This window comes from Streptomyces massasporeus, assembly GCF_014648995.1.
Taxonomy (GTDB): Bacteria; Actinomycetota; Actinomycetes; order Streptomycetales; family Streptomycetaceae; genus Streptomyces; species Streptomyces massasporeus.
Genome location: NZ_BMSE01000001.1, coordinates 117,393 through 140,460, shown reverse-complemented (window position 1 = coordinate 140,460; position 23,068 = coordinate 117,393). Strand labels below are relative to the sequence as shown.

Below are 23,068 nucleotides of genomic sequence, written 5' to 3'. Positions count from 1 at the left end.
CTAAGCGCTTGTTCACCCACGCTGTCACGGGGTTCTCGTCCGGGCAGTCGGCTAAACCGATCGGTTTCCTCGGAGCCCGGGGCGAGGTACTCTCGGCCGTATGGCCACAACCGGCAAGGCGTCCACCAGGGACCGGCTCCTCGACGCGGCGGCCGAGCTGTTCTATCGCGAGGGCGTCTCCCTCGGTGTCGAGACGCTGTGCCGCAGCGCCGGGGTCTCGAAGCGGTCCATGTACCAGCTCTTCGCGAGCAAGGACGAGGTCCTCGCGGCGAGCCTGGCCCGGCGGCTCCCGGCGTACGAGGAGCGGCTGGCTCCCGGCCCGCACGCGGACGCCGGCACCCCGCGCGAGAGGATCCTGCACGTCTTCGAGCGACTGGAGAAGGCCTCGGCCGAGCCCGCCTGCCGGGGCTGCCCCTATCTCGCCGCGCTGGTCGAGCTGAAGGATCCCGAGCACCCGGCGAGCGTCGTCGCCCGCGGGGCGAAGGACTGGCTGCTGGGTTTCTTCCGCACGCAGGCCGCGGAGGGCGGGGCGCGCGACGCGGACCTGCTCGCCCGTCAGCTGATGCTGGTCTTCGACGGGGCGAGCGCCCGGGCCGGGGCACGGATCGAGACGCTGGACGGCCTGACCACGGCGACGGTGACCGCGCTGCTGGACGCTGCCGGCACACGGTGAAAGGGCGGCCGCCACCGCGACCGCCCGTGGCCCGGACCCTGTCCTCACGTGGCCGGCGCCACCGTGACCGCCCGTTGCCCGGACCTCGTCCTCACGCGGCCGGCGCCACCGCCCGCACCGCCGGGGTGCGCAGCACCCGCCGGGCCGTGGCGAGACCCGTCCCCATCGTCACCGCCGCGGCGACCGCCTGAAGGTGCCCCGCCGCAGCCCCAGCGTCACCCCGTCCAGGGCGGTCACGGCACTGTCGGCGCTCCCGTAGGTCTTGGTGACCTTGACCAGCCGCAGCGCCTGCGCCGCGGGTCCCGGGTCCTGGTCCTGTCGTGGGCCGGTGCGGAACATCGTCGTCGTCCCCCTTCGTCGACACGCCCTGTGTCTCGCCCTCGACGCTACGGAGCAGGGGGCGTGACCACACTGGCCGCAGAACCCGTATCCCGGGGTGTACTCAGCGACACCCCGGGGGTACTCGATCTCTTCCGTACGGAAAGGGCTGACACGGCATGCAGATCGATCTGAAGGGCCGCACCGCTCTGGTCACCGGCTCCACGCAGGGCATCGGCGCCGCGATCGCCGCGGGCCTGGCCGGGTCGGGCGCCCGGGTGGGCGTCAACGGCCGCTCGCCCGGGCGGGTGCAGGAGGCCGTGGACCGGATGAGGGGCGAGGTGCCCGGCGCCGACCTGGTGCCGGTCGCCGCCGACGTCACCACCGACGAGGGCGCACGGCAGGCGGTGGAGGCGCTGGGTCAGGTCGACGTCCTCGTCAACAACCTCGGCGTCTTCGAGTCCGCCGACCCCCTGGAGATCAGCGACGAGGAGTGGCGCCGCTACTTCGACGTCAACGTCCTGTCGGCGGTTCGCCTCACCCGGCTCGTCCTGCCCGGCATGACCGAGCGCGGCTGGGGGCGCGTCCAGTACATCGCCAGCGACTCGGCGGTCGTCATCCCCGCCGAGATGATCCACTACGGCATGTCCAAGACCGCCCTGCTCGCGGTGAGCCGGGGCTTCGCCAAGCAGGCGGCCGGCACCGGCGTCACGGTGAACTCCGTCATCGCGGGCCCCACCCACACGGGCGGCGTCGAGGACTTCGTGTACCAGCTCGTCGACCGTGACCTGCCCTGGGACGAGGCCCAGCGCGCGTTCATGCGGCAACACCGGCCGCAGTCCCTGCTCCAGCGGCTGATCGAGCCGGAGGAGATCGCCCACATGGTCGTCTACCTCGCCTCCGACCAGGCCTCGGCGACCACGGGCGGCGCCCTGCGGGTCGACGGCGGCTACGTCGACTCGATCCTGCCCTGAGCCCCTGGATCAGTCCTCGCCGACCAGGATCACCTCCAGCGTGCGCGGACCGTGCACGCCCTCGACCCGGTCCAGCTCGATGTCACTGGTCGCCGACGGCCCGGAGATCCACGTCAACGGGCGCGCCGGATCGAGGCGTTCGAGCCCCTGCGGCACGGACGACACGACCTGGCCCGGGACGCGTACAACACAGATGTGGTGGTCCGGGACGAGGGTGATCCGGCGGCGGCCCTGGTCGGGCGAGCCGTCCAGCACGAGGGTGCCGGTCTCGGCGATGGCGACCGCGCAGGCCGTCACCACACTGTCCACCCGGTCCAGTTCGGCCGGGGTGCTCTCGGCCCGGTCCGTCACCCGGGGCACCCCGGTCGCGGCCAGCCAGCCCTCGTCCAGCCCGGGCGGTACCAGCACCGATGCCGACCCGCGCTTCTCCAGCAGTCCGACGATCAGCCCGGCCAGCCCGTCCGAGTCCGTGCGGTGCACAAGGGCCCGGTAGTCCGCCAGGTTCTCCGCGAGCAGATCCACCGTCTGCGCGACGGTCCGCTGCCCGTGCTCACGGAGGTAGTCCCGCGAGAGGGGTGCCTCGTCGCCCGGTGCGTCCGCCAGCGCGCGCCGCACCCGCCCCAGGATCCGTTCCCTGCTGTTCACCTGTCCCCGTCCTTCCCGCCACGGGTGCGCTGCCACCAGTCCCGGAACGGCTCGGCGGGCACCGGCGGCAGCTCCCGGGTCCCGCTCCAGGCCCGGCCGGGGCCGGGCAGCGTCCGGGGATGGAAGCGACGCGTCCGGGAGGCGGCGCGCTGGCCCGTGCGCAGCACGCCCGGGTGCAGGAACGCCCAGCGGGCCGCGCGCATCGCCGCCCGCTCGGCGGCATGCCCCTTCGCGGGCCGCAGCACCACCTTGTTGCCCCGGCTGGTGACCTCGCCGCCCTGCACGATCCGCTCCCGCAGATGCACCAGCACCTCGGGGATGTCGATGGCGACCGGGCACACCTCGTAGCACGCCCCGCACAGCGACGACGCGTACGGCAGCGAGGCGTCGATCTCGCTGCCCGTGCCCCGCAGTTGGGGGCTGAGGATCGCGCCGATCGGCCCCGGGTACACCGACCCGTAGGCGTGGCCGCCCGCCCGCTCGTAGACCGGGCACACGTTGAGGCAGGCCGAGCAGCGGATGCAGCGCAGTGCCTGCCGGCCGACCTCGTCGGCGAGGGTGTCGGTGCGGCCGTTGTCCAGCAGCACCAGATGGAAGTTCTGCGGACCGTCCTCGTCCGTGGTGCCGGTCCACGTCGAGGTGTAGGGGTTCATGCGCTCGGCCGTGGAGGAGCGGGGGAGGGTCTGCAGGAACACCTCCAGGTCCTGCCATGCCGGCACGATTTTCTCGATGCCGACGACCGAGATCAGCGTCTCGGGCAGGGTCAGGCACATCCGGCCGTTGCCCTCGGACTCGACGACCACGAGCGTGCCCGTCTCGGCGACCATGAAGTTGGCGCCGGAGATGCCGACCTTGGCCCGCAGGAACTTCTCCCGCAGGTGCAGGCGGGCGGCCTCGGCGAGTTCGGCCGGTGTGTCGGTCAGGCCCTCGGGGGCGGGGCGGCCCCACTCGCTCATCTCCCGGGCGAAGATGTCCCGGATCTCGCCCCGGTTGCGGTGGATGGCCGGGACGAGGATGTGCGAGGGCCGGTCCTTGCCCAACTGCACGATCAACTCGGCGAGATCGGTCTCGTAGGCGTGGATGCCCTCGGCCTCCAGCGCCTCGTTCAGCCCGATCTCCTGCGTGGCCATCGACTTGACCTTGACGACCTCCGACTCGCCGGTCATCTTCACGAGTTGCGTGACGATGTCGTTGGCCTCGTCCGCGTCGGCGGCCCAGTGCACGACGCCGCCCGCGGCCGTGACCGACTCCTCCAACTGCACGAGGTAGCGGTCGAGATGGCGCAGCGTGTGGTCCTTGATGCGCTTGCCCGCCTCGCGCAGCTCGGCCCAGTCGGACACCTCCGTCACGGCCTTCGCCCGCTTGGCGCGGATGGTGTGCGTGGCGTGCCGGAGATTGCCGCGCAGGGTCGCGTTCCCCACGGCCTCCCGCGCGGCCTCAGGAAACGCCGGCATGCCGAGATACGTTCCGCTCATACGGCCGGTTCCTCCTCCGTGCTCGCCAGGATCTCCGCGATGTGCACCGGCCGCATGCCGGTGCGCAGCCGGGCCATCGTCCCGCCGATGTGCATCAGGCAGGAGTTGTCGGCCGCGCACAGCACCTCGGCACCCGTCGACTCGGCGTTGCGCACCTTGTCCGCGCCCATCGCGGCCGAGACGTCGGCGTTCTTCAGCGCGAAGGTGCCGCCGAACCCGCAGCACTCGTCGGCCCCCGGCAGCTCGGCGAGCTCCAGGCCCTTCACCGCCTGCAGCAGCCGCCGCGGCCGTTCACCGAGCCCGAGTCCGCGCAGCCCGTGGCAGGTCGGGTGGTAAGTCACCTTGTGCGGGTAGTACGCCCCGACGTCCGTCACACCCAGCACGTCGACCAGGAACTCGGTCAGCTCGTACGTCTTGGGCACCACCGGCGCCAGGGTGGCCGCGAGGGTGTCCCCGCGCCCCTCGGCCCGGGCCCGCTCGCCCATCCGCGGATACAGCTCCCGCACCATCGCCCCGCACGACCCGGACGGCGTCACGATCGCCTCGTACTCGCCGAAGACATCGGAGAAATGCCGGGCGAGCGGCTCGGCCTCGTGGCGGTAGCCGGTGTTGTAGTGCGCCTGCCCGCAGCAGGTCTGCCCGCTCGGGAAGTCGACGTCGACACCCAGCCTGGTCAGCAGTTTCACCACGGCGCGCCCGGTGTCCGGATACAGCGTGTCGTTGACGCAGGTCAGGAACAGGGCGACACGCATCGCGGCTCCTTGTGGTCGATCATCGGATGAGTGCAGCGTAGTAGGGGGACAAGGCCGGGGGGAGACCCCGTCATTCCCCGGCGAGCCGGGCCTGCGCGGCGTGCCACCGTTCGGTCCCGCCCCGGGGCTCGTACCGTGTGAGCGGCTGTGTGTTCACGAGCAGCCGCCGCATTCCGGCCAGGTCACCGACCAGCCCGTGCGCCCGCGCCTGCACGAGGACGTTGCCCAGCGCGGCGGCCTCGGTCGGCCCGGACACGACCGGCAGCCCGCACGCGTCGGCGGTCAGCTGGCACAGCAGCGCGTTGCGCGTACCGCCCCCGACCACGTGCACGACGTCGACCGCGTGCCCCGCGAGCCGCTGGGCGTCCGAGACGGCCTTGCGGTGCGCGAGGGCGAGGGAGTCGAGGATGCAGCGCGTCACCTCGGCCGGCGACTCGGGCACCGGCTGCCCCGAGGCCCGGCACGCCTCGGCGATCCGCTCCGGCATCCGCCCGGGCGCCAGGAACGCCGCGTCACCCGCGTCCACGACCGACCGCAGGGCCGGAGCCTTGGACGCCTCCAGCAGCAGCGCGCCCAGGTCCGTCTCGCCCCAGGCCCGCACGCACTCCTGGAGCAGCCACAGCCCCATGATGTTCCGCAGGTAGCGGACCGTGCCGTCCAGTCCCAGCTCGTTGGTGAAGTTGGCCGCCCGGCTCTCCTCGGTCAGCACCGGCGCGTCCAGCTCCAGACCGGCCAGCGACCAGGTGCCCGTGCAGATGTAGGCGAACCGCTCGCCCGACGCCGGGACGGCGGCGACCGCCGAAGCGGTGTCGTGCGACCCCACGGCCGTCACCGGCACCGGACCGGCGAGCCCGGTCTCCTCCAGCACCTCGCCGCGCAGCAGCCCGGACGGATCGCCGGGTTGCCGCAGCGGCGCGAACAGGTCCAGGTCGATGCCGAGCCGGGAGGCGATGCCGTACGCCCAGTCACGGGTGCGGGGATCGATCAACTGCGTCGTGGACGCGTTGGTCAGCTCGGTGCCCTGCTCGCCGGTCAGCCAGTACGTCAGCAGGTCCGGCACCAGCAGCAGCCGCCGGGCCCGGGCGAGCTGAGCCGTCGATCGTGCGGCGGTCAGCTGGTAGAGGGTGTTGAAGGGCGCGTACTGCAACCCGGTCGCGGTGTACAGCTCCGCCGCGGGCACGGTCGCCCACACCTTCTCCGCGACACCCTCCGTCCGGGAGTCGCGGTAGTGCACGGGATTGCCGAGCAGCGCCCCGTCCGCGTCCAGCAGCCCGTAGTCCACCGCCCAGCTGTCGATGCCGACGGAGTCGAGTCGTCCACCGCAGCGGGCACCGGCCGCCTTCAGGCCGTCGAGCACCCCGGCGTACAGCCCGAGCACGTCCCACCGCAGCCCCTCGGGCACCCGGACGGGCCGGTTGGGGAAGCGGTGCGCCTCGCTCAGCTCCAGCGAGTCCGGGCCGACGCGGCCGACCATGACGCGCCCGCTGGACGCGCCCAGGTCGACCGCGGCGTAGGACTTCACGGTCGCGCTCATCGCAGGAAGGCGGCCGCGACGCCGGCGTCGACCGGGATGTGCAGACCGGTCGTGTGGGTGAGGTCCCCACCGGTCAGCGCGAAGACGGCATTGGCGACGTGCTCCGGGAGCACCTCGCGCTTGAGGAGGGTCCGCTGGGCGTAGAACTCACCCAGCTTCTCCTCCTCCACCCCGTACACGGCGGCCCGCTTGGCGCCCCACCCGCCGGCGAAGATGCCCGAGCCACGCACCACACCGTCGGGGTTGATCCCGTTGACCCGGATGCCGTGCTCGCCCAGCTCGGCGGCGAGCAGCCGCACCTGGTGGGCCTGGTCGGCCTTGGTGGCGGAGTAGGCGATGTTGTTGGGACCGGCGAACACGGCGTTCTTCGAGGCGATGTAGACGATGTCGCCGCCCAGCTCCTGGGCGATCATCACCCGGGCCGCTTCCCGTGACACGAGGAAGGAGCCGCGCGCCATGATGTCGTGCTGGAGGTCCCAGTCCTTGGCGGAGGTCTCCAGCAGCGGCTTGGAGATCGAGATGCCCGCGTTGTTGACGACGAGGTCGACTCCGCCGAAGGCCAGCACGGCCGATCGGAACGTCTCGGCGATCTGCTCCTCGGAGGTGACGTCCACCGTCACGGCGACGGCCTTGTCGGGACCGCCCAGCTCCTCGGCGACGGCCTGGGCGTTCTGCGCATCGAGGTCGGCGACGACCACGCACGCCCCCTCGGCCACGAGCCGGTGCGCGATGGCCTTCCCGATGCCGCTGCCGGCACCCGTCACCAGGGCCACCCGGGTCGCCAGCGCCTTGGGCTTCGGCATCCGCTGGAGCTTGGCCTCCTCCAGCGCCCAGTACTCGATCCGGAACTTCTCGGACTCCTCGATCGGCGCGTACGTGGAGACGGCCTCGGCCCCGCGCATCACGTTGATGGCGTTGACGTAGAACTCGCCCGCGACCCGGGCGGTCTGCTTGTCCTTGCCGAAGGAGAACATGCCCACGCCCGGCACCAGCACGATCGCCGGGTCGGCGCCGCGCATGGCGGGGGAGTCGGGCTCGGCGTGCCGCTCGTAGTAGGCGGCGTACTCCTCGCGGTACTCGGCGTGCAGTTCCTTCAGCCGGGCGATCGCCTCGTCGAGCGGGGCATTGGGCGGCAGGTCCAGCACCAGCGGCCGGACCTTGGTCCGCAGGAAGTGGTCCGGGCAGGACGTCCCGAGCGCGGCGAGCCGTGGGTGCTCCGCGCGCGCGAGGAAGTCGAGCACGACCTCGGAGTCGTCGAAGTGCCCGACCTGGGGCCGGTCCTGCGAGGCGAGGGACCGCACGTACGGGGCGAGCGCGGCGGCCCGCTCCCGCCGTTCCGCGGCGCTCAGCCCGGCGTACCCCTCGATCACCGGTCCGAAGGGCTCGGCCCTGCCCCGCTCGGCGAGGAACGTCTCGGCGGTCCGGATGATGTGCAGCGAGTTCCGTTCGCACTCCTCGGAGGTGTCACCCCAGGCGGTGATCCCGTGCCCGCCGAGCACGCACCCGATGGCCTGCGGATTGGCCTCCTTCACGGCGGCGATGTCCAGCCCCAGCTGGAAACCGGGCCGTCGCCACGGCACCCACACCACGCTGTCCCCGAAGCACTCGGCGGTCAGCTTCTCCCCGTCGGCGGCACACGCGAGCGCGATCCCCGAGTCCGGGTGCAGATGATCGACGTGCGCGGCCTCGACCAGCCCGTGCATGGCGGTGTCGATGGACGGAGCGGCCCCGCCCTTCCCGTGCAGGCAGTAGTCGAACGCGGCGACCATCTCGTCCTCGCGCTCGACACCCGGGTACACGTCCACGAGCGCCCGCATCCGGTCCAGCCGCAGCACGGCGAGCCCGGCCTCGGTCAGCGTCCCGAGATCACCGCCGGACCCCTTGACCCACATCAGCTCGACATCACCACCGGTCACGGGGTCGGTCTCGGTGCCCTTGGCGGAGGCGTTGCCCCCGGCGTAGTTGGTGTTCCTGGGATCGCTGCCGAGCCGGTGCGATCGGGCAAGCAGAGCGGCGGCTTCGGGATGGGTAGGCATGAACGGTTCCTTCTCAAGAGGGAGTGGGTGAGGTGCCTTCTTTTCAGGGGCGCGGGGAACTGCGCGATCAACCACAGACCACCCGCACTCCGCAGATCACAGAACCCGGCAGACGCTCACGCACCCCACCCCGCCTGCTGCCCACCAACCCGCTCGGCAACGATCCGCTCACCCCACCCGCACCGCCGGTACGCAGCGAGCGGCTCGGGGTCCAACCCCATCTCCTCGCGCACTTCACGCAGCAACGGCCGCACATCCGTGTTGTACGCATCCATCAACACGGCATTGGCCTCCAGCACATCACCACCGCGCTGCGCCGCCCTCAACGCGTCACCGTCGACCAGCAGCGCCTTCGCCGTCGCCTCCTGCACGTTCATCACCGACCGGATGATCGCCGGGATCTTCGCCTCGATGTTGTGACACTGGTCGAGCATGAAGGCGACCTCGGGCGTGAACCCTCCACCCCGGATCACCTCATACATGATCCGGAACAGCTGGAACGGATCCGCCGCCCCGACCATGAGGTCGTCGTCCGCGTAGAACCGCGAGTTGAAGTCGAACCCGCCGAGCTTCCCCTCGCGCAGCAGCGTCGCCACGATGAACTCGATGTTCGTCCCCGGCGCGTGATGCCCCGTGTCGACGACGACCTGCGCCTTGGGCCCGAGCTTCAGGCAGTGGGCGTAGGCGGTACCCCAGTCCGGCACATCCGTCGTGTAGAACGCCGGCTCGAAGAACTTGTACTCCAGCAGCATCCGCTGCCCGTCCCCGAGCCGCTCGTAGACCTCGGCGAGCCCTTCGGCCAGCCGGTCCTGCCGCCCCCGGATGTCGTCCTGCCCGGGATAGTTCGTCCCGTCGGCGAACCACAGCTTCAGATCCGCCGAGCCCGTCGCGTCCATGATGTCGACGCACTCCAGCAGATGATCCACGGCCTTCCGCCGCACGGAAGCCTCCGGGTGGCAGATGCTCCCGAGCTTGTAGTCGTCGTCCTGGAAGGTGTTGGAGTTGATCGCCCCGAGCTTCACGCCCCGCTGCTCGGCGTGCTTCGCCAGCGCCGCGTAGTCGTCGACCTTGTCCCACGGAATGTGCAGGGCCACGGTCGGGGCGACGCCGGTGAACTCGTGCACCTTCGCCGCGTCGTCCAGCTTCTCGAACGGGGTGCGCGGCACACCCTGCTGCGCGAACACCTTGAACCGCGTGCCCGAGTTCCCGTAGGCCCACGACGGCGTCTCGACGGCCTGTGTCTTGAGAGCGGCCTTCGCCGCGGCGAGCTCGGTCACGTCAGGCTCCTGTGACATCGGGTCGTGACGACCACTGAATGAAACGATTCAGAACGCGAAGTTATGGGCCCCCCGAAGGGGTGTCAACCCCTGCGGTCGAGACGGTTTCCCGTGACTCATGCGTGACCTTCTGTCCTCGAAACTTTTTCGACCGGAACCCATTGACGTGACATGCGCGGCCCGCCTAACGTCCCGGCAACCCAGTTGAAACCTTTCACGACGCCGAGAGGGCCGACCCGCCGGCGTCGTCGAGGAGCCCTCATGACCCACCCGTCCACCACGGGTCCGGCCCCGGTTCTCGCGCTGAGAGACGTCTCCAAGTCCTTCGGCGCGGTCCGTGCACTGCGGGACGTCTCCCTTGAGCTGTTCCCCGGGGAGGTGCACGCACTCGCCGGTGAGAACGGTGCCGGCAAGTCCACGCTCATCAAGACGCTCGCCGGAGTGCACCGCCCGGACGCCGGCCAGGTGCTGCTCGACGGTGCGCCCGTCGCCTTCCACGGACCCGGCGACGCCCGCGACGCCGGCATCGCCGTGATCTACCAGGAACCCACGCTCTTCCCCGACCTGTCGATCGCCGAGAACATCTACATGGGCCGCCAGCCGCGCCGCGCCCTCGGCCGGATCGACCACAAGGCCACCCACAACGCGACCGCCGCCCTGATGCAGCGCCTCGGTGTCGAACTCGACCCCGACCGGCCCGCCCGCGGCCTGTCCATCGCCGACCAGCAGATCGTCGAGATCGCCAAGGCCCTCTCCTTCGACGCCCGCGTCCTGATCATGGACGAGCCGACCGCCGCCCTCACCGGCAGCGAGGTCGCCCGCCTCTTCGGCGTCGTCCGCACCCTGCGCGACCAGGGCGCCGCCGTGCTGTTCATCTCCCACCGGCTGGAGGAGATCTTCGAGATCTGCCGCCGGGTCACCACCCTGCGCGACGGCGCCAGGATCGCCAGCGAGCCCCTGGAGGGCATGACCGAGGACGACCTGGTGCGCCGCATGGTCGGCCGCGACCTCGACGAGCTCTACCCCAAGCAGGACGTGACTCCGGGCGAAGTCGCCCTGAGCGTGCGCCGGCTGACCCGCGAGGGGGTCTTCACCGACGTCTCCTTCGAGGTCCGGCACGGCGAGATCGTCGGCCTGGCCGGGCTCGTCGGCGCCGGGCGCACCGAGGTCGCCCGGGCGGTGTTCGGCATCGACCGCCGGGACGCCGGCGAGGTCTCGGTCCACGGCACGTCCCTGGTCAACGGCGCGCCCTCCGCCGCCATGGCCGCCGGAGTCGCCCTGGTCCCGGAGGACCGGCGCGCCCAGGGCCTGGTGATGGACATGTCCATCGAGCGGAACATCGGGCTCACCGGGCTGCGTACGACCGTGAAGGCGGGGCTGATGGACCGCGGCGCCGAGCGCAGCCGCTCCCTCGACTGGGCCGTCAAACTCCAGGTGAAGTACGCCCGGATCGCCGACACGGTCAACACGCTGTCCGGCGGCAACCAGCAGAAGGTCGTACTCGCCAAGTGGCTGGCCACCGGCCCGAAGGTGCTGATCGTCGACGAGCCGACCCGCGGCATCGACGTCGGCACCAAGGCCGAGGTGCACCGGCTGCTGTCGCAGCTGGCCGCCGACGGCGTGGCCGTCCTGATGATCTCCTCCGACCTGCCCGAGATCCTCGGCATGGCCGACCGCGTGCTGGTCATGCACGAGGGCCGGCTCACCGCCGAGATACCGCGCTCCGACGCCACCGAGGAAACCGTGATGGCCGCAGCCACCGGGAGGGCCGCCGGATGACGGTCGTCACCCCGCAAGAAGCCCCCGTGGCCGACGTGCCCAAGTCGAGCGGCACCCGGCTGGTCGACCGCGTCTTCAAGATGCGCGAACTCGCCATCCTGCTCGTCTTCCTGGTGATGATCGGCGTCACCCAGGCGGGCAACAGCGAGTTCCTGTCCGAGCAGGGCATCAAGGACCTGCTGCTGAACGCGACGATCCTGGTCCTGGTCGCCACCGGCCAGTCCCTCGTCGTCATCACCCGCAACGTCGACCTGTCCGTCGGATCCACCCTCGGCATCAGCGCGTTCGCCGCCGGCACGTATCTCCAGGGCGGGGGCGACTCCGTCGTGGCGATCGCCCTGGCGGTCCTGCTCGGCGTCGGCTTCGGACTGCTCAACGGACTCCTCGTCAGCCTCGGCCAGGTGCCCGCGCTCGTCGTCACCCTCGGCACGCTCTACATCATCCGCGGCATCGACTCCATCTGGGTCGGCTCCCGCCAGATCACCGCGGCCGATCTGCCCGGCGGATTCGTCGACTTCGGCTCCGGCGGCCTCTCCGCGGTGCCGTACCTGGCACTGATCGCGCTGGCGGTGCTCATCGCCACCGCTTACTACCTCAAGCACTTCGCCAGCGGCCGCGAGCTGTACGCGCTCGGCTCCAACCCCGAGGCCGCCCGCCTCGCCGGCATCCCCGTCCGCAAGCGGATCCTGGCCGCGTACACCTTCTGCGGCGCCCTCGCCGGACTCGCCGGCGCGATGTACCTGGCCCGCTTCGGCAACGTCGACTCCGGCACCGGCAACGGCTACGAACTGACCGTCGTCAGCGCGGTCGTGGTCGGCGGCGTCGTCTTCACCGGCGGCTCCGGCAGCGTCTACGGTGCCGCCCTCGGCGCCCTGCTGCTGACCTCCATCAACAGCGTGCTGCCCGCCCTCGGCGTCAGCTCCGTCTGGGTGCTCGCGATCAACGGCATCCTGCTCATCCTCGCGATCGCGGTCGACCGGGTCGTCGCGCTGCGCGTGGCCTCCGCCCTGAAGAAGAGGAACGCCCGCCATGGCTGACATCTCCCTGAGCCGAGCGGTCCGCTGGTCCGCCTTGAAAAGGTGGGATACAGCGGTCGGCGTCCTGCTCGTCGTGGTCCTGCTGTTCTCCTTCGGTTTCGTCGACGGGTTCGGCAACGCGCTCAATCTGTCGTTCCTGATCGGCAACACGCTCCCCATCGCGCTGATCGCCCTGCCCATGACCCTGCTGGTCGTCTCCGGCGAGATCGACCTGTCGGTCGCCTCCACGGCCGGATTGTCCGGCGCCGTGATGGGGGCCCTGTGGAACCAGGGCATGACCATCGAGACGATCATCCCGATCTGCCTGCTGCTCGGTGTCGTGTGCGGACTGGTCAACGGGCTGCTGGTGACCAGGCTGGGGCTGCCGTCCCTCGCCGTGACCATCGGTACCCTCGCCGCCTACCGGGGCATCGCGCAGATCGTGCTCGGCTCGGACGCGGTGACCGACTTCCCCACGCAGTACCTGGACTTCGCGGCCGGGCGGATCGGCGACACCTTCATCCCGTACGCCTTCCTCCCGTTCCTCGTCCTGCTCGCCATCGCCGTGGTCGCGCTGCACGCCACGCCGTTCGGGCGGTCGCTGTTCGCGATCGGGGCGAGCGAGGAGGCGGCCCGCTTCGCCGGGATCCGGGTCAGGCGGCAGAAGCTGATCCTGTTCACGCTGACCGGTCTGATGGCCTCCCTGACCGGCGTCTTCTGGGCGCTGCACTACGCCAGTGCCCGCTACGACAACGCCACCGGCCTCGAACTGTCCGTCGTGGCCGCCGTGTTGCTCGGCGGCATCGACTTCGACGGCGGCAAGGGCACGTTGGGCGGTGCGATCGCGGGGGTGTTCCTGCTGGGGGCGTTGCAGAACGTGATGAGCCTCCAGGACGTGTCCGCCCAGTCCCAGATCGTCGTCACCGGCGTCCTGCTCGTTCTGTCCGTGCTCGGCCCCCGGGTCGTACGGCAAATCTCCACAGCGAGGGCGGGTCGCAGAGCCGCCTCGACTCCCACCTCGTAACCCAGCCCTTCCTCGTAAAGGACCAACGCCATGCGCAAGTCAACCCTGCGCCGCAGCTGCGCGGCCCTCGCCACCGCCACCTCCCTCGCGCTCGCGCTCACCGCCTGCGGCGGCACCACCAAGAAGGACGTCGCCAACGAGGGCGGCAGCGCCGCCACCGCCGGCAAGGCCGACCCGAACGCGGCCACCAAGAAGGGCCTGACCGTCGGGTTCCTGCCCAAGCAGGTCAACAACCCGTACTTCACCAGCGCCGACAAGGGCGGCGAGAAGGCGCTCAAGGAGCTGGGCTCCAGTTACAAGGAGGTCGGCCCGTCCAGCGCGACCGACACCGCCGGGCAGGTCTCCTACGTCAACACGCTCACCCAGCAGCAGGTCGACGCGATGGCCGTGTCCGCGCAGGACCCGGGTGCGCTGTGCACCGCCCTCAAGCAGGCCATGAAGAACGACATCAAGGTCGTCACCTACGACTCGGACACCAAGACCGACTGCCGTAACGCCTTCGTCTCGCAGGCCTCCGCCGAGGACCTGGGCCGTACCGAGGTGCAGTTGCTCGCCAAGCAGATCGGCTACAAGGGCGAGATCGCGATCCTGTCCGCCGCGCAGACCGCGACGAACCAGAACACCTGGATCGACTTCATGAAGGACGAGCTGAAGAAGCCCGAGTACAAGAACATGAAGCTGGTGAAGACCGCCTACGGCAACGACGACGCCCAGCAGTCCTTCCAGCAGACCCAGGGCCTGCTTCAGGAGTACCCGAACCTCAAGGGGATCATCTCCCCGACCACCGTCGGCATCAAGGCCGCCGCTCAGTACCTGTCGGGCTCCAAGTACAAGGGCAAGGTCAAGCTGACCGGCCTCGGCACCCCGAACGACATGCGCAAGTACGTCAAGAACGGCACCGTCGAGGCGTTCGAGCTGTGGGACCCGGCCAAGCTCGGCGAGCTGGCCGCCCGCACCGCCGTCGCCCTGTCCTCCGGGCAGATCACCGGCAAGGAGGGCGAGACCTTCAAGGCCGGTTCCATGGGCGAGTACACCATCGGCAAGGACGGCGTGATCAGCCTCGGCAAGCCGACCGTGTTCGACGCGAAGAACATCGACCAGTTCAACTTCTAGACCCCGGGAGGTCGTTGATGCAGCGCGTGTGCTTCCTGCTGAAGGTCCGGGCGGAGCGCCTCGACGAGTACCGCGAGCGGCACGCCGCGGTGTGGCCCGAGATGCTGACGGCACTCTCGCAGACCGGCTGGCACAACTACTCGCTCTTCTTGCGCGAGGACGGACTGCTCGTCGGCTACCTCGAGACCGAGGACTTCGCCGCCGCCCGGGCCGCCATGGAAGCCACCGACGTCAACACGCGCTGGCAGGCGGAGATGGCGCCGTTCTTCGAGTCGCTGGACGGCGCCCGGCCCGACGAGGCCATGAAACCGCTCACCGAAGTGTTCCACCTCGCATGACGATGGAGTCCACGAGATGCACAGACGTACCTTGCTGGCCGCCGCCCTCGCGGGAGCAGTGGTGACCCCGGCCCTCGCCTCCGGCACCGCGCGGGCCGCCGACCCCGGCCCCTCGGTCACCCGGACCGGCACCACCACGCTCGACGGCCAGGCGATCTTCTTCGTGTCGTACGACGGGCTGGTCAACAACAACGCGTTCCAGAAGAACGGCCTGCTGACCTACAAGGGCTACCAGTACGCAGTCTGGTACACGGCTGACCGCAATGCCGTCGTCGGCCGCCGCGTCCTCGGCGGGAGCACCTGGTCCACCGTGAAGGTCGGCCACACCCTCAAGGCCAGCGACTCCCACAACGTCATCTCCATGGGCGTCTCCAAGGTCGACGGCCGGCTGCACCTCAACATGGACTCCCACAGCGACGGCTTCACCTACGTCAAGTCCGTCGCCGGGCTCATGGACAACCCCGCGGGGCTGAGCTGGACCGCGAGCCGCTTCGGGGCGCCCCGGTCGACCCTGGACGGGGTGGCGCTCACCTCGCAGTTCACCTATCCGCAGTTCGTGTCGACGCCCGACGGCAAGCTCCAGCTGAGCTACCGCGTCGCCGTCTCCGGCAACGGCCGCAACGCCCTCGCCGAGTACGACGGCACCAAGTGGACCGACCTCGGCGAGTGGTCCGCCTCGACGGGCACGTACATCAGCGAGCACGGCTCCTCGACGGCCCGCAACATGTACCTGCACGGCATCGACTACGACCGCAACGGCCGGCTGCACTCCTTCTTCACCTGGCGCGAGCAGAACGGCGCAGTGATGTGCAACGGCGGCGGCATCACCAACCACGACACCGGCTACGTCTACTCCGACGACCGCGGCCGCACCTGGCGCAACAACGCCGGCACCGTGGTGGGTGTGACGGGCGGTTCCGACAAGGTGTCCGTGACCGACGCCGGCCTGGTGATCGACCCGCTCAACCCGGACCACTCCCTGATGAACCAGGAGAGCCAGTTCACCGACTCCGCGGGCCGGCCGCACGCGATCATCTCCTACGTGCCCGGCCGGTTCGGCCAGTGCACCACGAACTACGTCGCGGACCGCACCGCGGGCGGCCGTGCCTTCCACGTCCGCAAGGACGCCTCCGGCACCTGGCAGAAGACCGAGATACCGGTCCCGCTGAACTCCAGCCAGCGCACCAAGCTGATCCTGGACAAGTACGACAACGCGTACGCGGTCTTCCCCTTCGGAAGGATCGCCGCGGCCTCCGCCGCCTCCGGGTACACCGACTGGAGGATCCTCTTCGACGGCAGCGGACTCAACGCCTTCGGCGAGGTCGTCATCGACGAGACGCGGGTCGCGCAGGACGGGGTGCTGTCGTTCATGTACCAGGAGAAGTCCAGCGGCACGACGCCCTCGGCGCTGCACGTGACGGACTTCCGCCTGCCCGCCTGACCGCATCCGGTTCCCGGGGCGGCATGCCGGTAATGTGAGGCCGCCCCGGCCGCCCCTCGTCTCCCCTCTGGAGGTCCCTGCCCGATGGCCCAGTCGGTGGGTATCAAGGACGTCGCCCGCGTCGCCGGAGTCTCCGTCGGCACGGTCTCGAACGTGATCAACCGCCCGGACACGGTCGCGACCGAGACCCGGGCCCGGGTGCTGTCCGCGATAGACCGGCTCGGCTACGTCCGCAGCGAGTCCGCGCGCCAGCTGCGCGCGGGCCGCAGCCGCATCATGGGGCTGCTCGTCCTCGACATGGGCAACCCCTTCTTCGTCGACGTGGCGCGCGGCGCCGAGCGTGCCGCCCGCCGGGCCGGACTCGGCGTGATGGTCTGCAACAGCGCCCAGAACCCGGGCGAGGAGGCCGAGTACCTGTCGCTCTTCGCCGAGCAGCGGGTGCGCGGCGTGCTGCTCACCCCGGCCGACGCCACCGGCCGCAACATCGAGGCGTTCCGCCGGCACAACATCCCGTTCGTCCTGGTCGACCGGGTCGCCGAGGGCACCACCGAGTGCTCGGTCTCCGTCGACGACGTGGCGGGCGGCGCCCTCGCGGTACGCCACCTCGTCGACGCCGGGCACCGCTCCCTCGCCTACGTCAGCGGCCCGCCCGGCCTGAACCAGGTCAGCGACCGCCGCACCGGCGCCCTGGAGGCGCTCGCCGAAGCCGGGCTCGGCCCCGACGCGCTGCGCGAGCTGCCCACCGAACGGCTGGACGTCGCCGCCGGCCGCGACGCCGGGGCCCGGCTGCTCGGCCTCGCCGACCGGCCCACCGCCGTGTTCTGCGCCAACGACCTGCTCGCCCTCGGCGTCCTCCAGGCCATGTACGCGGCCGGCGTCGGCGTCCCCGACGACCTCGCCATCGTCGGCTACGACGACATCGAGTTCGCCGCCGCCGCGGCCGTCCCGCTCACCTCGGTGCGGCAGCCCGCCGTCACCATGGGCGCCATGGCCGCCGACCTGCTCCTGGAGGAGACGGAGGAAGACGGCGCGGCGCGCGCACACGAGCACCGCAGGGTCGTCCTCCAGCCCGAGCTGGTGGTCCGCCGCTCCAGCCTGTCCGCCCGCTGAGCCTGAACGGCCGTTCAGCAAGGTTTCATGATCGAAGGGCTCACCCGCGGACGATCGCTGTGATGAACTGGGACGCGGCCCGAAAATCCGTCCGTCCCGGGAGCCCTGTTGACCGTCAGCTACCGCCAGCCCGGAGTCCTCCTCACCGATCGCCGCTTCACCGTTCCCCTCGACCACGGCCGCCCCGACGGCGAGACGATCGAGCTGTACGCCCGCGAGGTCGTCGCGAGCGACAAGACGCACCAGGACCTGCCGTGGCTGCTCTACCTCCAGGGCGGCCCCGGCTTCGGCGCGGACCGCTCCGTCGGTCGGCCGGGCTGGCTCGGCCGGGCCCTCAAGGAGTACCGCGTCCTGCTGCTCGACCAGCGCGGCACCGGCCACAGCGCACCCGCCAACCGCCAGACGCTCCCGCTGCGCGGCGGCCCGGCCGAGCAGGCCGGCTACCTCACGCACTTCCGTGCCGACGCGATCGTCCGTGACTGCGAGGCCATCCGCGCCGAGCTCACCGGCGGCAAGCCCTGGACCGTCCTCGGGCAGAGCTTCGGCGGTTTCTGCGTCACCAGCTACCTGTCCCTCGCGCCCGAGGGCCTGGCGACGGCCGTGATCACCGGCGGTCTGCCCGCCCTGGACGCCCACGCCGACGACGTCTACCGGGCCGCCTTCCCGCGCATCGAACGCAAGGTCGCCGCCCACTACGCCCGCTACCCGCAGGACGTCGAGCGCGCCCGCCGCATCGCCGAGCACCTGCTGCACCACGACGTGGTCCTGCCGAACGGCTACCGGCTCACCGTCGAGGCCTTCCAGTCCCTCGGCATCGCCCTCGGCACCGGCGACGGCACCCACCGCCTGCACTACCTCCTGGAGAACGCCTTCGTCCGCACCCCGCAGGGCTCCATGCTCTCCGACGCGTTCCAGGAGCAGGTGCAGTCCATGCTCTCCTACGCCCGTCACCCGCTGTACGCCCTGGTCCACGAGTCGATCTACGGCCAGGACGCCCGGCCCACGGCCTGGTCCGCCGAGCGGGTCCGCGCCGAGTTCCCGCAGTTCGACGCCGCCAAGGCCCTCGCGGGCGACGAGCCTCTCCTGTTCACCGGAGAATCGATTCACCCCTGGATGTTCGACTGCGACCCGGCGCTGCGCCCGCTGCGCGAGACCGCCGACCTGCTCGCCGCCCGCACCGACTGGACGCCCCTGTACGACCCCGCCCGCCTCGCCGCCAACACGGTGCCGGTGGTGGCGGCCGTCTACCACGACGACATGTACGTCGACACGGCCCACTCCCTGCGCACCGCCCGCACGATCCGGGGCCTGCGCACCTGGATCACGGACGAGTTCGAGCACGACGGCATCCGCACCGGCGGTCCCCGCGTCCTCGACCGGCTGCTGGCGCTGGTGCGGGGCGAGGCGTGATGCCGCGCCTACGCCCGGTGATGCCGGTGGGGCGGACTAGTCTGCGGATATGACGCCCACTCAACTGCAGCCCATGCCCGACGACTGGCGGCGTGCCCTCGCGGTCGTGGCGCACCCGGACGATCTCGAGTACGGCTGCTCGGCGGCGATCGCGGCCTGGACCGACGAGGGCCGCGAGGTCGCCTACGTGCTCGCGACCCGGGGAGAGGCGGGCATCGACACGATCGAGCCCGCGCGGTGCGGGCCGCTGCGCGAGCGGGAGCAGCGGGCGAGCGCGGCGGTGGTCGGCGTGTCGGAGGTGGAGTTCCTCGACCACAGGGACGGGGTCGTCGAGTACGGCACCGCGCTGCGCCGTGACATCGCCGCCGCCATCCGCCGGCACCGGCCCGAGCTGGTCATCACGCTCAACCACCGCGACACCTGGGGCGGCGTCGCCTGGAACACCCCGGACCACCTGGCCGTGGGCCGGGCCACGCTGGATGCGGCCGGCGACGCCGGCAACCGGTGGATCTTCCCCGAGCTCGTCGAGCAGGGCCTCGACCCCTGGGACGGCGTGCGCTGGGTCGCCGTCGCGGGTTCCAGCACCCCCACGCACGCCGTCGACGCGGCATCCGGCCTGGAGCGGGCGGTGCGTTCCCTGCTGGAACACCGCACGTACATCGAGGTGTTGACCAGTGAGGACCCGGAGACGTACGTGCGCGGCTTCCTGACGCAGCACGCCGAGAGGACGGGGGAGCGGTTCGGGGGCCGGCCGGCGGTGGCGTTCGAACTGTTCAGCAGATGATCAGCGGTTGATCGACAGACGACGGGGGAGACCATGACAGGCAACGAGGAACTGGCGCACCGCTTCGAGGAACACAGGGGGCACTTGAAGGCGGTGGCCTACCGCATGCTCGGATCTCTCTCCGAGGCGGAGGACGCCGTCCAGGAGGCCTGGCTGAAGCTCAGCCGCACCGACACGGACGACATCCAGAACCTCGGCGGCTGGCTGACCACGGTGACCGGCCGGGTCTGCCTGGACATGCTGCGCTCGCGCACCGCCCGCCGCGAGGAGCCGATGGGCGACACCCAGGACACCGTGGGGGCCTTCGTCCCGGACCCGGTGCTCCGGCCGCTGTCACACATCGACCCGGCCGAGGAGGTGCTCCAGGCCGACTCCGTGGGCCTGGCCCTGCTCGTCGTGCTGGAGAACCTGGCGCCCGACGAGCGGCTCACCTTCGTGCTGCACGACATGTTCGCCGTACCGTTCGACGACATCGCGCCGATCGTGGAGCGCAGCGCCGCCGCGACCCGGCAGCTGGCGAGCCGCGCCCGGCGCCGGGCGCGCGGCGCCACGCCGTCGAACGAGCCGGACCTAGGCCGGCAGAAGCAGGTGCTCGACGCCTTCCTGGCCGCCTCGCGCGCCGGGGACTTCGAGGCGCTGGTGGCCGTCCTGCATCCGGATGTGCTGCTGCGGGCCGACTCGGGAGCCCTCGTGCGGGGAGCGGCCGCCTCCAAGCTGGTGCAGGGAGCGAAGGCGGTGGCCGAGCAGGCGCTCATGTTCGCCCCGTTCACGCTGTCCGCGGAGCTGGTGCTGGTCAACGGCGCGGTCGGAATGATCAACGCGCCGGAGGGCCGCATCGAGTCGGTGATGGGCGTGACGATCGCAGACGGCCGCATCACGGACATGTACATCCTGGCCGACCCCGAGCGGCTGCAACGCTTGGAGGTGCCCGGGGCGTGAGGTGACCGCACCCGACCGATGACGTGTCGTTTCGTATGCTGAACGGCATGCGAGATCATCAGGCCGGGCGGGCGGAACTGCGCGGCGACTGCGAGCGGTGTTTCGGGCTGTGCTGCGTCGCCCTGCCCTTCTCGGCCTCGGCCGACTTCGCGGTCGACAAGGCCGCCGGCACGCCCTGCCGCAACCTCCGCGAGGACCACCGCTGCGGCATCCACGCCAGGCTCCGGCAGAAGGGATTCACCGGCTGCACGGTCTACGACTGCTTCGGCGCCGGGCAGCAGGTCTCGCAGATCACCTTCGGCGGACAGGACTGGCGGACCGGGCCGCCGGAACGGGCCCGCCGCATGTTCGAGGTGTTCCCGGTGGTCCGGCAGCTGCACGAACTGCTGTGGTACCTGACCGAGGCGCTCGCCCTGCCCGCGGCCCGACCCGTCCACGCCGAGCTGCGCGAGGCCCTGGAGAAGACCGAGGAGCTGACCGCCGGGACCCCCGAGGAGCTCGCCGGGCTGGACGTGGCGGCGCACCGCCAGGAGGTCAACGTCCTGCTGCTGAGGACGAGCGAGCTGGCCAGGGCCGGCACCAAGGGCCGCAGGAAGGACCGCCGGGGTGCGGACCTCATGGGTGCCCGCCTCAAGGGCGCCGACCTGCGCGGTGCCAGTCTCCGCGGCGCCTATCTCATCGCCGCCGACCTCACCGGCGCGGACCTGCGGGGCGCCGACCTGATCGGTGCCGACCTGCGCGACGCGGACCTCACGGACGCCGACCTGACCGGGGCGTTCTTCCTCACCCAGCCGCAGCTGAACGCGGCCCGGGGGAGTGCCGGGACCCGGCTGCCCGGGTCAGTCACCCGCCCCGGGCACTGGACAGCGCAGGCCTGACGCCGGCTCCGGCTTCGCGGAGCGGCGCTCCGGCCGCAGCCTGAGGCCCTCCGGCATCAGTGTCAGCCGTTCCGTCACGCGCAGTCGGTAGGCGGGGTCGGACCGCAGCTCGTAGCGCCGCAGCAGCAGCCCGAGCACGAGCGTGGCCTCGTGCAGCGCGAATTGGCGGCCGATGCACGCACGCGCGCCCGTCCCGAACGGCTTGAAGGTGTGCGGGGGCCGCGACCGTACGGCCTGCGCGTCGAAGCGGTCCGGGTCGAACCGCTCGGCGTCCGCGCCCCACACCTCGGGGTCCCGGTGCAGCATCGGTGTCAGCACCAGTGCCCAGGCCCCGCGGCGCATCGGGTGCTCCCCGGCCAGCACCGTGTCCTGTCGGGCCTCCCGGGAGAACGCGGGCGCGGTGGGCCACAGCCGCAACGACTCGTCCAGCACTCGGCGGACGTAACGCAGCCGGGCCACCTGCTCGTAGGCGGGCTCCTCCGTGTCCCCCCACACCCGGTCCACCTCGGCGCGGGCCCGGGCCGCGATCTCGGGGTGGCGGGAGAGGTGGTGCAGGGCGAAGGAGAGTGCGCCCGACGTCGTCTCGTGCCCGGCGACGAGGAAGGTGATGACCTGGCGGCGGACGTTCTGGGGCGCCAGCCGCTCCCCGGTCTCGGGGTGGGCGGTCTCCAGCATGCGGTGGAGCAGGTCGCCGTCGCCGCCGCCGGTGGCGCGCCGGGCCCTGACCAGTTCGTCGACCGTGTGGTTGAGGTGGGCGATGTCGGCCGCGTTGCGGCGGGTCGCGCTCCGCAGCAGAAGGGGAGCCAGCGGGAAGGGCACGGTGTTGAGCCGCTGCGCGTAGGTCAGCGTGCCCACCATCGCGGTCACGAAGGGGTGCGGCCGGGAGCGCTCGAACGAACCGAAGTCGTGCCCGAAGCCGGTGCGCGCGATCGTCTCCAGCGTCAGCTTGGTCATGTCGCCGGGCACGTCCACCGCCCGGCCCGTCGCCGCCGCCCGGTCCCAGTGCTCCGTCAGCCGCCGGGCGACGTCCAGCATCATCGGGTGGTAGCCGGCCATGGCGTCGCGGCTGAACCCGGGCGCGAGCACCTCGTGGGCCAGTTGCCAGTTCGGCTCGTGGTTGTACGCCGTGAACAGGCCGTCCCCGGCGACCGGCCGCAGATTGGCCACGCCGAGCCCCACGTGCTTGGCGAACCGCGACTCGTCCGCGAGGTCGGCAGCCTGCCGGGCACCCCACACGAACACGAACTCCTTGCCGAACGCCTTCCGCCGGAACACCGGCCCCAGTTGGCGGGCGTAGCGCAGCGAGTCCTGCAGGGGAGTGCTCCGGTTCACGCCCACCACGTCGCCGAGGAGAGGGATCCGGCGCGGCGGATGCGGGATGCGGTCCAGCTCCGGCCAGCCCAGCTCGGCACTCCGGAAACCCTTGGGCTCCCCGGTCCGTATCGGCGCCTGGGTCATGACGCGATCTCCCTTGATCCGGCGGCGGATGCGCACGTGTTGTACGTGGGTTCAATAGCGCGGTTCAGTCTGATCCGGTTGTTGAACCGACGTC

20 protein-coding genes and 1 pseudogene are annotated in these 23,068 nt (G+C 71.2%); 13 read left to right on the top strand and 8 right to left on the bottom strand.

From position 1 onward, the window contains the following. Positions 1–100: 100 nt before the first annotated feature. Positions 101–673 (top strand): TetR/AcrR family transcriptional regulator, encoded by a 573-nt coding sequence (locus IE153_RS00635; protein WP_189587574.1) that lies wholly within the window; start codon positions 101–103, stop codon positions 671–673. Positions 674–862: 189 nt separating this feature from the next. On the opposite strand, the pseudogene IE153_RS00630 reads toward IE153_RS00635, so the two are convergent. Then, positions 863–1,012: pseudogene (locus tag IE153_RS00630) on the bottom strand (ABC transporter ATP-binding protein); the annotation flags it as partial. Positions 1,013–1,170: 158 nt separating this feature from the next. On the opposite strand from IE153_RS00630, the gene IE153_RS00625 reads away from it, so the two are divergent. Then, entirely contained in the window at positions 1,171–1,965 is a 795-nt protein-coding gene (locus tag IE153_RS00625; RefSeq protein ID WP_189587573.1) for an SDR family NAD(P)-dependent oxidoreductase, read from the top strand. Positions 1,966–1,974: 9 nt separating this feature from the next. On the opposite strand, the gene IE153_RS00620 is transcribed toward IE153_RS00625, so the two are convergent. The 6 genes from IE153_RS00620 to rhaI form a co-directional block, all read right to left on the bottom strand. Continuing rightward, a complete protein-coding gene (locus tag IE153_RS00620) occupies positions 1,975–2,610 on the bottom strand; it encodes a LutC/YkgG family protein (RefSeq protein ID WP_189587572.1) in 636 nt (211 codons plus the stop codon). Beyond that, positions 2,607–4,085: a LutB/LldF family L-lactate oxidation iron-sulfur protein gene (locus IE153_RS00615; RefSeq protein WP_189587571.1), complete on the bottom strand. Its 1,479-nt coding sequence runs from the start codon at positions 4,083–4,085 to the stop codon at positions 2,607–2,609. Before IE153_RS00615 ends, IE153_RS00620 begins: the two co-directional genes overlap by 4 nt. After that, a complete protein-coding gene (locus IE153_RS00610) occupies positions 4,082–4,837 on the bottom strand; it encodes a (Fe-S)-binding protein (RefSeq protein WP_189587570.1) in 756 nt (251 codons plus the stop codon). The genes IE153_RS00615 and IE153_RS00610 overlap by 4 nt, the downstream gene beginning before the upstream one ends. 70 nt (positions 4,838–4,907) lie before the next feature. Beyond that, positions 4,908–6,371 carry a rhamnulokinase gene (locus IE153_RS00605; RefSeq protein WP_189587569.1) on the bottom strand — a complete coding sequence of 488 codons (1,464 nt, stop codon included), beginning with the start codon at positions 6,369–6,371 and terminating at the stop codon, positions 4,908–4,910. Further along, positions 6,368–8,407 carry a bifunctional aldolase/short-chain dehydrogenase gene (locus tag IE153_RS00600; protein ID WP_189587568.1) on the bottom strand — a complete coding sequence of 680 codons (2,040 nt, stop codon included), beginning with the start codon at positions 8,405–8,407 and terminating at the stop codon, positions 6,368–6,370. Before IE153_RS00600 ends, IE153_RS00605 begins: the two co-directional genes overlap by 4 nt. A gap of 116 nt (positions 8,408–8,523) precedes the next feature. Beyond that, positions 8,524–9,684 (bottom strand): L-rhamnose isomerase, encoded by a 1,161-nt coding sequence (gene rhaI, locus IE153_RS00595; protein WP_189587567.1) that lies wholly within the window; start codon positions 9,682–9,684, stop codon positions 8,524–8,526. A gap of 261 nt (positions 9,685–9,945) precedes the next feature. On the opposite strand from rhaI, the gene IE153_RS00590 reads away from it, so the two are divergent. The 11 genes from IE153_RS00590 (at position 9,946) to IE153_RS00540 (ending at position 21,516) form a co-directional block, all read left to right on the top strand. Continuing rightward, positions 9,946–11,463 carry a sugar ABC transporter ATP-binding protein gene (locus IE153_RS00590; protein ID WP_189587566.1) on the top strand — a complete coding sequence of 506 codons (1,518 nt, stop codon included), beginning with the start codon at positions 9,946–9,948 and terminating at the stop codon, positions 11,461–11,463. Continuing rightward, positions 11,460–12,500: an ABC transporter permease gene (locus IE153_RS00585; protein ID WP_189587565.1), complete on the top strand. Its 1,041-nt coding sequence runs from the start codon at positions 11,460–11,462 to the stop codon at positions 12,498–12,500. The genes IE153_RS00590 and IE153_RS00585 overlap by 4 nt, the downstream gene beginning before the upstream one ends. Continuing rightward, entirely contained in the window at positions 12,493–13,503 is a 1,011-nt protein-coding gene (locus IE153_RS00580; RefSeq protein WP_189587564.1) for an ABC transporter permease, read from the top strand. Before IE153_RS00585 ends, IE153_RS00580 begins: the two co-directional genes overlap by 8 nt. A 30-nt stretch (positions 13,504–13,533) precedes the next feature. Then, a complete protein-coding gene (rhaS, locus tag IE153_RS00575) occupies positions 13,534–14,616 on the top strand; it encodes a rhamnose ABC transporter substrate-binding protein (RefSeq protein WP_189587563.1) in 1,083 nt (360 codons plus the stop codon). 17 nt (positions 14,617–14,633) lie between these two features. Then, positions 14,634–14,954, top strand: coding sequence for an L-rhamnose mutarotase (locus IE153_RS00570; protein WP_189587562.1), 321 nt, complete (start codon positions 14,634–14,636; stop codon positions 14,952–14,954). 16 nt (positions 14,955–14,970) lie between these two features. Further along, on the top strand, positions 14,971–16,395 hold the full coding sequence (locus IE153_RS00565; RefSeq protein ID WP_189587561.1) for a BNR repeat-containing protein: 1,425 nt from the start codon (positions 14,971–14,973) through the stop codon (positions 16,393–16,395). A gap of 84 nt (positions 16,396–16,479) precedes the next feature. Next, entirely contained in the window at positions 16,480–17,505 is a 1,026-nt protein-coding gene (locus IE153_RS00560; RefSeq protein WP_189587560.1) for a LacI family DNA-binding transcriptional regulator, read from the top strand. A gap of 108 nt (positions 17,506–17,613) precedes the next feature. After that, positions 17,614–18,915, top strand: coding sequence for an alpha/beta fold hydrolase (locus IE153_RS00555; protein WP_189587559.1), 1,302 nt, complete (start codon positions 17,614–17,616; stop codon positions 18,913–18,915). Positions 18,916–18,964: 49 nt separating this feature from the next. Further along, entirely contained in the window at positions 18,965–19,699 is a 735-nt protein-coding gene (locus IE153_RS00550) for a PIG-L deacetylase family protein (protein WP_189587558.1), read from the top strand. A 33-nt stretch (positions 19,700–19,732) separates the two neighbouring features. Next, the gene (gene sigJ / locus IE153_RS00545; RefSeq protein WP_189587557.1) at positions 19,733–20,638 is read left to right on the top strand and encodes an RNA polymerase sigma factor SigJ; all 906 of its coding nucleotides are present in this window, start codon (positions 19,733–19,735) and stop codon (positions 20,636–20,638) included. A gap of 35 nt (positions 20,639–20,673) precedes the next feature. Further along, on the top strand, positions 20,674–21,516 hold the full coding sequence (locus IE153_RS00540; protein WP_189587556.1) for a pentapeptide repeat-containing protein: 843 nt from the start codon (positions 20,674–20,676) through the stop codon (positions 21,514–21,516). On the opposite strand, the gene IE153_RS00535 is transcribed toward IE153_RS00540, so the two are convergent. Continuing rightward, positions 21,478–22,974 carry a cytochrome P450 gene (locus tag IE153_RS00535; protein ID WP_189587555.1) on the bottom strand — a complete coding sequence of 499 codons (1,497 nt, stop codon included), beginning with the start codon at positions 22,972–22,974 and terminating at the stop codon, positions 21,478–21,480. The two genes, IE153_RS00540 and IE153_RS00535, sit on opposite strands and share 39 nt — an antisense overlap. Positions 22,975–23,068 lie beyond the last annotated feature (94 nt).

What these genes read in the sequence shown, in the direction of transcription:
- IE153_RS00635 (WP_189587574.1), top strand. Translation starts at nt 101, where the DNA reads ATGGCCACAACCGGCAAGGCGTCCACCAGGGACCGGCTCCTCGACGCG.
- IE153_RS00625 (WP_189587573.1), top strand. Translation starts at nt 1,171, where the DNA reads ATGCAGATCGATCTGAAGGGCCGCACCGCTCTGGTCACCGGCTCCACG.
- IE153_RS00615 (WP_189587571.1), bottom strand. Translation starts at nt 4,085, where the DNA reads ATGAGCGGAACGTATCTCGGCATGCCGGCGTTTCCTGAGGCCGCGCGG.
- IE153_RS00610 (WP_189587570.1), bottom strand. Translation starts at nt 4,837, where the DNA reads ATGCGTGTCGCCCTGTTCCTGACCTGCGTCAACGACACGCTGTATCCG.
- IE153_RS00605 (WP_189587569.1), bottom strand. Translation starts at nt 6,371, where the DNA reads ATGAGCGCGACCGTGAAGTCCTACGCCGCGGTCGACCTGGGCGCGTCC.
- IE153_RS00600 (WP_189587568.1), bottom strand. Translation starts at nt 8,407, where the DNA reads ATGCCTACCCATCCCGAAGCCGCCGCTCTGCTTGCCCGATCGCACCGG.
- IE153_RS00590 (WP_189587566.1), top strand. Translation starts at nt 9,946, where the DNA reads ATGACCCACCCGTCCACCACGGGTCCGGCCCCGGTTCTCGCGCTGAGA.
- IE153_RS00585 (WP_189587565.1), top strand. Translation starts at nt 11,460, where the DNA reads ATGACGGTCGTCACCCCGCAAGAAGCCCCCGTGGCCGACGTGCCCAAG.
- IE153_RS00580 (WP_189587564.1), top strand. Translation starts at nt 12,493, where the DNA reads ATGGCTGACATCTCCCTGAGCCGAGCGGTCCGCTGGTCCGCCTTGAAA.
- rhaS (WP_189587563.1), top strand. Translation starts at nt 13,534, where the DNA reads ATGCGCAAGTCAACCCTGCGCCGCAGCTGCGCGGCCCTCGCCACCGCC.
- IE153_RS00570 (WP_189587562.1), top strand. Translation starts at nt 14,634, where the DNA reads ATGCAGCGCGTGTGCTTCCTGCTGAAGGTCCGGGCGGAGCGCCTCGAC.
- IE153_RS00565 (WP_189587561.1), top strand. Translation starts at nt 14,971, where the DNA reads ATGCACAGACGTACCTTGCTGGCCGCCGCCCTCGCGGGAGCAGTGGTG.
- IE153_RS00560 (WP_189587560.1), top strand. Translation starts at nt 16,480, where the DNA reads ATGGCCCAGTCGGTGGGTATCAAGGACGTCGCCCGCGTCGCCGGAGTC.
- IE153_RS00550 (WP_189587558.1), top strand. Translation starts at nt 18,965, where the DNA reads ATGACGCCCACTCAACTGCAGCCCATGCCCGACGACTGGCGGCGTGCC.
- sigJ (WP_189587557.1), top strand. Translation starts at nt 19,733, where the DNA reads ATGACAGGCAACGAGGAACTGGCGCACCGCTTCGAGGAACACAGGGGG.
- IE153_RS00540 (WP_189587556.1), top strand. Translation starts at nt 20,674, where the DNA reads ATGCTGAACGGCATGCGAGATCATCAGGCCGGGCGGGCGGAACTGCGC.
- IE153_RS00535 (WP_189587555.1), bottom strand. Translation starts at nt 22,974, where the DNA reads ATGACCCAGGCGCCGATACGGACCGGGGAGCCCAAGGGTTTCCGGAGT.